This window comes from Vibrio sp. A8-1 (assembly GCF_013048685.1).
Taxonomy (GTDB): Bacteria; Pseudomonadota; Gammaproteobacteria; order Enterobacterales; family Vibrionaceae; genus Vibrio; species Vibrio metschnikovii.
On sequence record NZ_VHTC01000065.1, the window covers coordinates 1 to 4,043 of the forward strand.

At 36.7% G+C, this 4,043-nt stretch carries 4 protein-coding genes; all 4 read right to left on the reverse strand.

The genetic code is table 11. The annotated features are described in order from the left end of the window. A partial coding sequence (locus FKN93_RS16970) for a PhzF family phenazine biosynthesis protein (RefSeq protein ID WP_346009399.1) occupies window positions 1-738 on the reverse strand: 738 nt, incomplete at its 3' end. A gap of 167 nt (window positions 739-905) precedes the next feature. Further along, window positions 906-1,307: a type II toxin-antitoxin system death-on-curing family toxin gene (locus FKN93_RS16980; protein WP_000351248.1), complete on the reverse strand. Its 402-nt coding sequence runs from the start codon at window positions 1,305-1,307 to the stop codon at window positions 906-908. After that, window positions 1,307-1,477 carry a hypothetical protein gene (locus FKN93_RS16985; protein ID WP_001080654.1) on the reverse strand — a complete coding sequence of 57 codons (171 nt, stop codon included), beginning with the start codon at window positions 1,475-1,477 and terminating at the stop codon, window positions 1,307-1,309. The genes FKN93_RS16980 and FKN93_RS16985 overlap by 1 nt, the downstream gene beginning before the upstream one ends. A gap of 177 nt (window positions 1,478-1,654) precedes the next feature. Beyond that, window positions 1,655-2,449: a hypothetical protein gene (locus FKN93_RS16995; RefSeq protein ID WP_170905726.1), complete on the reverse strand. Its 795-nt coding sequence runs from the start codon at window positions 2,447-2,449 to the stop codon at window positions 1,655-1,657. Between the last annotated feature and the right edge of the window lie 1,594 nt (window positions 2,450-4,043).

Below are 4,043 nucleotides of genomic sequence, written 5' to 3' on the forward strand. Positions count from 1 at the left end.
AATTGCATTACACCGTAACTTAGCTTGAGCGAGCACTGTGATTAAATTTTCTGACATTCGCTCAACTTCAAAATAACCACCTGAACTGGAAAGTTGATGAACATTCAATGAATCCAAACCAAGCTTACTGAACCAATATTGTGCAAGAGAACACTGAGCTGAACCTGTCGCTAAGTCTTCTGATATACCAATCTTGGGGGCGAAGTATCTTAAAACATAACCACTTTTACCATAGGATGCCGTTACGATTAAAGCATGATATTCATTTAACTGCTTAAGGCGCTCATAGTCTGGTTGGAAATTAATTACCGCTTCAATAGAAGGAAAAACAAGGACTAAGTCTCGTGTAGAATAAACATCTATAGCATCAACAGCTAAATCAGATATCTCTGTTGGCACAGTACAAGTCTGACCAAGCCAACTCGGCAATACAAGTGCATATTGGTCATTTCTTTTCGAAATGATCACTTCACCATGTTTACTATGAAAAACAACTTTATCAAATGGGCATTTAGAAAGAAGGGCTGCCCCTGCTCCCAAACTTCCGTGTCCACAAAGATTAATTTCGCCATCAAATGAAAACCAACGAATATGAAATTGTCCGTCGATTTTTGTAATAAAGGAAGTAACTGGTTGTCCAATTTCACGAGTGATTTGATGCAACTCGGAATCAGGAAGCCAACTAGTTAACTCTACAACGCCACAAGGATTGCCGGATGCTGATTCACCGATAAACACATCATAAATATCTACTTTGATAATCTAATACCTCGATTGCAATTTAACGCCCGCTTAAGGGGCAGACAACGCTACTACCAACTTTCCGCATAACACCGTAATCACAAAAACCAACGCATAGTAAAAATGCCACGCGTTGGCTGTCCCTCTTGAAGCGTTTGTTATGTTTAGAGAGCTGAATTTTGTTCTTTTGCGTATTGAGCGTAGAGAATGTCGGCAAAATCTGTTTCATTGATAATGCCGATAACAAGATCTCGAACTGCATCCGCAAGTAAATCGTTTTCCTGCGTAAGTTCAAAATCGTTAAGTGATAAATATTCAAGTGCCACAGCCAAACCTGTGCGTTTGTTCGCATCAGGTAGCGCATGTGAAACCGCTATACAAGCAGTGTATTTAGCCGCGATTTCAAAAACATCATCCAGTCCTTCATAAACGATGGCATTATCGATTCGACCTAATGCCCCCTGAAGCTTAGGAATATCAACTGCTCCTTTCATTCCTGGTTCCGTTTTTAGGATGAAAGCATTAATTTCGATCACTCGTTCAAAAGGAAAACAGATGATATCCATTACATATCAGCCAATTTAGTGAATGTCTTCTGATGAGTACGCAAAGCAAGTTTAGTTTCAGACTTCACAATTTGACGACCAGCATCACCAGTCAAATCAAGCTTTTTACTAGCCTTAATTTTCGGTCTTTCAACAGCATCAACGCCGTAAGCTTCAACTTTTCGATTCATATCACACCTACTATCAATAAAGGTTAGCCCGATTATAGCCCCAAAACGTGATAAAAAACATAACACCGCGTTAAGGGGCAGCCAACGCTACTACCAACTTTCCGCATAATACCGTAATCATAAAAACCAACGCATTATAAAAATGCCACGCGTTGGCTGTCCCTCTTTAACGCTTTGTTAGCTGCGTTTTCTTACTAACGTTCTAACCGGAATATCTGAAGAATTTAAAGTACTACTTGAATACAAATATACTTCGGAAACCTCAGAATCGCATGTAATCAGCTGGTCGTTGCTGTAATTTGAACGAACATTTTTTTTACCTTTACCAGAAACACATGAGTTCGGTTTGAATACAATAAGTGCTGGTAACTTTTTCTGCTTTGACATCGTGCTATCCAGCAAAGATTTAGCTTCATCAACAGACATTGGAATGAACCAATCTTTTAGATCAATAGCAATGTGAGCTTCATAGTAACCATCACTATGCTCTAATCCACAGTAACCTTTGGCTGTACATGTACTATTGTACGATTTATTATGTTCAACAATCCATAAACCCGAAGCATGAATAATTTCATTCTCTTCCTCTTTATATAATAGGAAACCATTATTTTCCTTAGAATAACTTCCTAAATTGACATATGAAAATACATACTTAAAAGATTCAGCCTCACTTTTAAGAGCAATCATTCGCGCTTTAGCCGCTTCTTCAATATCATTTACAGGAAGACCAGCATCAAGATAAATTCTGTATGGCTTATCAAGCTCTTTATAAGAATGAATAAATTTTAATATGGAGGAGCGTTCATTAACCTCTATATTTTTTAATAAACTGCCATAAATTGAATCAAAATTTATACCTTTATACTTATTTTGTGGTAATAAAGAATCATTTGAATCCTGAAAGCTTGGAGACTGACAACCAGCTACAAATAAGAATGATGCCATAAAAAGTGTTTGATATATTTTCATCTTTTTCTCTATCAACAAAACTAAAATTTCTGGAGCAGCTAACGCCGCATTAAGGGGCAAGCAACGCAAAAAACAGCGCTCAAACTAACCTGCCGTAACCTCAAATGCCAACCCGAACCAAAAATGCCACGCGTTGATTGTCCCTCTTAAATGCTTTGTTATGTAACTTTACTAAATATTTCAAAGCATTACCAAAAATAGCATCGCCAGACACGATTTAACTTACACGAAAAGTCAGCATTGACCCAGTAGAAAAGATTCTGGCAACTACAAAAGTAACTTGATTCTGCGGATCATAACTATAGACAAGCTGAACGCAAACTCGCTTTACCATTAAGTTCAGAATACAGACTTGAAGAACAAGAAGACGAAAACCAAATCAACAGGAATAAGACTGACTTTTTAAACCTTATAAATACCTAATAAAAACAATTAGTTAGAATAACAAAACATGAGAAATAGAAGTTTGTTTTAAAATAAAAAAGGATAAAAACACTTTAATTTCAATATATTGCGCTCTTTTTCTCTACAGTTACATAACGCCCAATTAAGTAGCCCGAAACGCTACTACCAACTTCCCGCACAAAGCCGTAATCACTAAACTCAACGCATAATAAAAATGCCACGCGTTGAGGGTCTGCTTGAATTGTTTGTTATATTTCAGTTCCACATAGCTACTGAAACACCTAACAACCTTTAAAAATAGCGAATAACATCAGTCACTTAACGTAAGTTGAGCTAACTTTTGGCACAAAAAAAACAGTTAATTTTTAAATTGGCTCAAGCTTGCCCATTGATTCTGATGATAAATCTCAGAGAAACACACCATTAATGTAAACCAAATCAAAATAGCAGCTAAATGAGCCCAAACGATAATGTTCGTTAGGTACTGATAAACTTGATCAAATCAACAGCTATCCATCACAAGAAATCATCAACCAGCAAAGCTTTCACATTACCACTTAACTTTTAAATTTGTAACACGTTGAATTTAAGAGAAATATAACGCCCAATTAAGTAGCCCGAAACGCTACTACCAACTTCCCGCACAACACCGTAAATACTAAACTCAACGCATAATAAAAATACCACGCGTTGAGGGTCTGCTTGAATTGTTTGTTATATTTCAGTTCCAGATAGCTACTGAAACACCAAACAACCTTTAAAAATAGCAAATAACATCAGTTATTTAACGTAAGTTGAGCTAACTTTTGGCACAAAAACAAACAGTTAATTTTTAAATTGACTCAAGCTTGCCCATTGATTCTGATGATAAATCTCAGAGAAACAAACCTTAATGTAAACCAAATCAAAATAGCAGCTAAATGAGCCCAAACGATAATGTTCGTTAGGTATTGATAAACTTGATCAAATCAACAGCTATCCATCACAAGAAATCATCAACCAGCAAAAATCCCACATTACCACTTAACTTTTAAATTTGTAACACTTTGAATTTAAGAGAAATATAACGCCGCGTTAAGGGGCAGCCAACGCTACTACCAACTTTCCGCATAACACTGTAACCGCAAAAACCAACGCATGATAAAAATGCCACGCGTTGGCTGTCCCTCTTGAACGCTTTGTTATATTT